The following is a 4,284-nucleotide window of genomic DNA, read 5'->3' as shown; positions in this document are numbered from 1 at the left end:
GCTGCCGACACCGTGAGCATCGCAGCGACGCCCCCAGCCAGGCATGAGAGCTTGGGCATGTCCTCACCCTCCTTCCGCCGTCAGGACGCCGGGCCAGCTCAGCGCATCGACCCCCGGAACGCAACATACAACGAGCCAGGGCCGACGCGGACGGGAGCGGCATGGTCAGAGGTCGAACAGGTGCCGGATCCGTGCGGCCAGGCCGGGCGCCGACGCTGCGGCGTGCTGCGGCGACGGGCCGGCGCGTCCCCGGGCTTCGCCGGCGCGAGGGAGGCGACGGGGCGGGTAGGATACTTCGATGAAGTGGGTGTGACGGGCAGCGCCGGCTGCGTCGGCGAGGCTCTGGAAATCGCGGGCGGGCGTGACGGAGGAACGCCATGACGGTCACGGTGGGCATGCCTTGGCGGCGGAACTCGAGGTTCTACCCCACTTTGTCCATCCGCTTCATATGGACCGTCCCGAAGGGCTGCAGCGCCTCGACCAGTTGTGCCCGTTCGCAGTCCGGAAGCTTCGGCGCGGGAGCATCGCCGTATTTCAGCAGAACGAGGCGGCAGCTCAGCAGACGCTCACCCTCAGGGCTTTCGTCATCGATCACCTGGAGCATCCTGCCCGTTCCGCCGACCGCCTCGGTCACCGTCTTGAAGCGGAACCAGTATCGTCCCTGTTGGAACGTGATTGGCGGCAGGATTGGGGTATCGGTCATGGCCATCTCCACGGATGTTGGCTCGCATTGGCCTGCCATCCTTGATGCGAGCAACGCCGGCGGGATTGCCGCTCCCTAGATCGGCCGCAAATCGCACTCGGGGCGGAATGCCGTCGAACCTCCTCCGGTATGTGCTGCGCTGGACACCGAGATTGTCGGCCTCCTCTCCACGTCCCGCATGGTCGCATCTCCCGGTCAAACTCGTGAGTACCAAGAAATGGGGCTCCGCATCAGCCTGGGTATGGCCAGCGGGATCGTCCCCCAAGAGGTGGTGCAGGAGCCGCGCTGGTCTCGGGCTCTCCAGCGGGCCTCGTTCGGGAAGATGCCAAGCCTGCCCTCGGGCGGGCGAAGCCCGACCCGAGGGACCTCGGTGCGGCGCTTGATCTCGCCGTTCAGGCGCTCGATCGGATGGGTGGAATGCAGTCTGGGCCGGTGAGCCGCCGGGAAGCTCATACAGGCGAGAACGTCGGGCTCGACCTGGTCCATGAGGGCGGCAAGCTTGGCGACCTTGGCCTGAGCTGGTCGGCCACCTGGCGCCACTGCGCCTTGGCCGCGTCGGCGTCTTCTTGGGCGAAGGCGGTGGCGATGAAGGCCGAGACGACGCCACGGCCTTGTCGCCCGGCATGGGCCAGGATCTGCGCCGCGCCCTGCGCCTCGAGCCCTCGTGTCGCGCCCGAGATTCGGGCTGGTTGGACAGTGCGTGATCTATTGCCGGGACAAACTCCGCTTCTGTCGCTCAAGCCGTCATGGCCAACGGCCAAGCCGTGCTGGGCCCGGCCCGGCGCGGCGACATAGTGTGGAGCTTGAAGGCAACCTCCGTGCGATTCCGGGCCTGAAGCTTCCTCATGATGCTGCGGACGTGGACTTTCACCGTGCTCTCGCAGAGGTTCAGCTCGAAGGCGATGATCTTGTTGGCCTTGCCCATGGAAATCGCCTCGGCGACGGCCGCCTGCCGCTCGGTGAGCAGTTGGACCACGGAGGAGGATGCGTGGGATCGCTCAGATGGCGTCCGCTGGGATTGCATCAGGCTGCTGGCCGGCACGAACAGGCCGCCGGCCCGGGCAAGCGAGATCGCCTCGACGGCGACGGACAGGCTGACGCTGGTCGGAATGTATCCCCGGGCGCCGTGTCCCAGGATCCCGAGCACATGAGACGAGCTCTCGACATCCCCCATCACGATCGTCGGGATGTGGCCGAACTCCCGCGCCAGGAGTTGGAGAACTTCCACCAGGCCCGGATCGTCCGCATCCGTCACGCCGATACCCAGCAGCACTGCCACCGTTTCCTCGCGGATCTGCTCGTTCTGCAGCCAATCGCCGAGGCAGGCAAATGTGTGGCTGCGGAACCGGCTCTCCGTCGCCTCAAGCGCCCGCGCCAAGCTGTCCCGGCTGAGGGTGCGAGGATCAATGATCGAGACCAGCGGCGCATCGCCTTTGGACGGCAGCAATGGTGGCGTGGCGTCAGCGATCCTGTGCGCAGTGTGGACATCAGGCCGAAGAATCGGCTGAGAAGACACCGGGTCCTCTTCGTGATCGACAGTGCTGATCGCGGCCGGCCTTACTGCTCTATAGGCTATCACGAATCTCTCCTGGAACAATCGACGCAACATGTGTGCCTAGCCGGGATCGACAGGCCGAACGAAGTAGATCGAGGTATTTCAGAGACTGCGAAATATGGGGTGCTGCTGCGCATGCTCGTCAAATCGGCATAAATTCTGACGATGCCAGACCGTCCCCCTATCCTGGATGATCATGGCCGCATGGTGGAGAGGCACATAACACCCGGGCGGTCAGGGAGAGTCAAATAAACTATATAAATTTTTATGTGTAATTTAGTTAATAGCTTCTACTCCGTCAGGAGTAGGCCGCCCTGGAGGGTTGTTGCCGGGCTGGGAATCTTGCTCGTCCACGCAGGCACTTGGAGCCGTGGGAGCCGGACACTGCCCGGTGATCGCTCCGACGCGCCCTGCCGCCGCTCGTCCGGTTCCTCGAGCCGGGCCGGCTTGCCGCGGCCCGATCGAAACCATTTCCCCGGGGAATCAATACAGCGCCTGGCGGAAACCGACGACGATCCTGACACGGAGCAGAGGGAGAGACGTCCGGTGCGTGCCCTTTTTGGACTGCACCCCCGGACCGGGACAGTGGACGGCGAGCGGTTGGGCTTGGCCGGGTCGAGGGCTTGCGAGGTCGGCTTCGAATTGGTTGGGGGTTTGTAGCGGAGAGCCTTCGCCGGTTGCAGACGTCGTCGATCGACGTGTCGGTGCTGGCGTTGACTTCCACTGATGCGCGGCTGGTCCTCCGTTCCTGGACCTACTGCCGCGAGTTCAGCAGCCGACGCTCAGGTGGATCTCTCAGCGCTGGTGGTGCAGTGTACGTCGCGGCGCCTTCAACCCGCTTTCGGAATATGAAGGGTCTCGTGACTAGGCTTTTCTACCTGAGGCGCAAGAGGATGAAAAGTTATACGATCAAGTGGTAGTCGATAATACATGGATATTCTATCTCCGTTTCTATCCGACGCAGGTCGCTGTTCCTTGGCGTCGGAGCGGAATTGCTCATTCGGAGTTTGCTCAAGCACACCGTTATTTCATGCCGAGCGGTCGACTTGCAACCGGTCGCCCGACAGAGAGGACTAACATGGTGACGAGCGGAAATGAAGACCAAGGCACCGCCGCAACGGCGTCTCTCGAGCAGGCCCAACTGGGCGGACTGATCGCGGAAGCGACTGCGGATGCGATGGCAAAGGGTATGTCGGCCGACCATGCGTTCGAGACGCTTTCAGCCTGTCTCGAACTCGCAGCTGAGGGATTGGCCGCTCAATCGGCCGCGATGGTCTTGGGGTCGTCCGCGAGGATTGCGAGCCACGGGCTCGCCTTGAACGGAACGGTCCCGCTGGGATCGAGGCTCCGGATGGTCTCGCTGCATTGGGTTTCGACCTGACAGGCCCGCGATCCGCCCCTTACCGGCAACAGCCTGTTGCCGGCACGCCTTGCCTTTCAGAATGCCGTCGCCCCTTCCGCCCGCCAGAGCGCGCTCGCCATAGAGCACCTTGCGGCCAATGCCGAGATCGCGGGCGATTGCCGCCGGCGCTTCGCCGGCTTCAAGCCGAACCATCGCCGCCTGCTTCAGCGCGGCCGGGAAACTGCGTGTGGGAGTCGTGGGCTTGTCGGGCATTCAGCCTCCGATCGCCCATGTCACCCTAATTCTTCTGTCTCAGTCCAGGGGTGCAGTCCACCTATGTCGGAATAACGACCGCGACCGGCTATCCGCGACGCAGTCATATGCCAAACTGTTTCATACACGCGGGCGCATATTAAAATAACCAAGTGAAAATCGCTACGAATCACACGGTGGGAATTGAACACAAGTTACAGCTGACCTTGTATTGCGGCCGCGGCAAGACCAGCGCAGCCTTGCGAATCCAGATCTCGATGGCACGACGAGGATAACGGCTCGGGCGCACGAGACGCCCGAGCCGGAATCGGTTACAGCATGAAGTCCGAGGCCTGCAGCGTGATTGCGCCGTCGAGACGAATGTGGAAGGAGACGAATGTGGAAGTCCGAGGTGCCGTCGCCGTCGATGTC

At 63.4% G+C, this 4,284-nt stretch carries 3 protein-coding genes and 1 pseudogene; all 4 read right to left on the bottom strand.

The window, feature by feature from the left end; translation table 11 throughout:
- Positions 1 to 421 precede the first annotated feature (421 nt).
- The 4 genes and pseudogenes from AB4Z01_RS35865 to AB4Z01_RS35850 all read right to left on the bottom strand — a co-directional run bounded on the left by AB4Z01_RS35865 (position 422) and on the right by AB4Z01_RS35850 (position 3,873).
- On the bottom strand, positions 422 to 703 hold the full coding sequence (locus tag AB4Z01_RS35865) for a hypothetical protein (protein ID WP_441701589.1): 282 nt from the start codon (positions 701 to 703) through the stop codon (positions 422 to 424).
- 306 nt (positions 704 to 1,009) lie between these two features.
- Positions 1,010 to 1,338 (bottom strand): annotated as a pseudogene (locus tag AB4Z01_RS35860) (transposase); the annotation flags it as partial.
- A 101-nt stretch (positions 1,339 to 1,439) separates the two neighbouring features.
- Positions 1,440 to 2,282 (bottom strand): LuxR C-terminal-related transcriptional regulator, encoded by an 843-nt coding sequence (locus AB4Z01_RS35855; protein WP_441701588.1) that lies wholly within the window; start codon positions 2,280 to 2,282, stop codon positions 1,440 to 1,442.
- A 1,195-nt stretch (positions 2,283 to 3,477) separates the two neighbouring features.
- On the bottom strand, positions 3,478 to 3,873 hold the full coding sequence (locus AB4Z01_RS35850; RefSeq protein WP_441701587.1) for a hypothetical protein: 396 nt from the start codon (positions 3,871 to 3,873) through the stop codon (positions 3,478 to 3,480).
- Positions 3,874 to 4,284: the final 411 nt, after the last annotated feature.

Origin of the sequence: Inquilinus sp. YAF38, from assembly GCF_052113205.1 — a bacterium.
Classification (GTDB): domain Bacteria; phylum Pseudomonadota; class Alphaproteobacteria; order DSM-16000; family Inquilinaceae; genus Inquilinus.
This window is presented reverse-complemented; position numbering and strand designations above follow the sequence as displayed.